This window comes from Fimbriimonadaceae bacterium (assembly GCA_019638775.1).
Classification (GTDB): domain Bacteria; phylum Armatimonadota; class Fimbriimonadia; order Fimbriimonadales; family Fimbriimonadaceae; genus JAHBTD01.
In genome coordinates this window covers 1-1,498 of record JAHBTD010000098.1, presented here as the reverse complement: position 1 = coordinate 1,498, position 1,498 = coordinate 1, and the positions used below count along the sequence as shown (strand labels likewise).

The 1,498-nt window shown below is 53.5% G+C and carries 1 protein-coding gene; it reads right to left on the bottom strand.

Going from position 1 to position 1,498, the window contains the following annotated elements:
* Nucleotides 1-192 (bottom strand): hypothetical protein (locus KF784_20220; GenBank protein MBX3121382.1); only part of this gene is annotated, 192 nt, incomplete at its 3' end.
* Nucleotides 193-1,498: the final 1,306 nt, after the last annotated feature.

Here is a 1,498-nt window from a genome sequence, read left to right as displayed (position 1 = left end):
GGTGTCGAGAATCGCGATAGTCGGGTGATTGCTGGCCAACACCTCATCCAGGTTCGTTCCGTGGGTAGTCTGCCCGATCAACTTGATCCATCTTTCTGCTTCGACGATCCGCTGCAAACCGAGCCGCAGGAGATAGTTACTGCTGATGATTGCCACTACCGTTTGGATTGTAGCTGCGTCGGTTTCTCTCATTACCCCTCCTGAAGACACCCGCCCTCTGACCGTCGAGTTGGCTGAAAACCAGACTACGTAATAGTGAAAATATTACGCAGTGAATGCTAGGTTGAATAGGTGATTCCAGACACCTGCGACGGCGCATATTCTCATACCGGTCTACCTTCAAGCAATCGGTAAAATTCATCACGCAATCGACTCAAAGCCTTGTCCGTGGTCACTTTCCGCCGATTCCAGGTATTACGTGAGAAGCGCTTTCGGCTGCACAATAATGTGCGCACGTCAAAATACGAGGGGGAAACCCTCGTGTCATCGACAGAATGTCTCGAAAGGTACAGAGGATACCTTCCGCACTGGACCGTCAATGCGGGAATGCTGGTATTCTCCTCCCGCCTGCAGCCCTCTAGAAGGAGGTGGCGCCCACACATATGACTGTGGCCTTCCGGCGTCCCGCTGTCGAGTTCTATGGCGTTGTTGATCTATCTATGGGGATGAGGAGGTTACGCATAAATGAATCCAAGGCGAATGGACGTGATTCGCTTGGCAGCAACAGGTAGCGCACTGAGCTGAGGCCCACTGTGTGCCTCTCCTCGGGTGCCTGCTATGGTTGTGCTACTGCTGGGTACATTGAAACGACTGCGCCATTTCCTCGCTTCGAATTGTGACGACCCTCCCTCAAGGGTTTCGCTTCATGCCGATGCCTGTTTTCTTTCCGGATAACCGCCTATCACATTCGCGCCAAGACGCAGAACGGCAAGCCTGATACGGGGCTCATAGATCTATCGATCTCTGTTCCGGAACGGATTGGTTTGTGCCGTTGATTGTGGGGTCAAAAGGCCAACTCGAACATCCTGCCGCAGAACTGTTGCACAAATTAATACAGCCCCCAGATACGTGGGCGGTTGCTGGTGTGCTTACCAGGTTGGATGGTGAGGTGTGTTCCAGTTATCTCCGGATTGCACGGAAATTAAATGGATGCATTCTCATCAGTTCATACCGACGATCGTGGTGCAATCAACGACCAGCACAAACGTACGAGAGACGGTCTGATTTTCCTGGTGGTAAGAGGCACCAATATCCGATGTGCAGGCCCGACCGACCCTGTATAAATCGCCTCCCATGGAATCCGGACTAGCATGGGTCGATGGCTATTCTGGGCATATGGTGAGGGGCATATTCTCCTCTTGGGGTTTGAGAGGGGCCGTTCCTGGGTGGTCCCACGTTGAGTGTGTGGGGGGACGCCTGAAGTTGTCGATGGCCGCACATGGGTAAGTTTGGCGGCGGTCTCAAGCCGCCGAGGAGAGAAGCGGCAGCGGAATCGGAT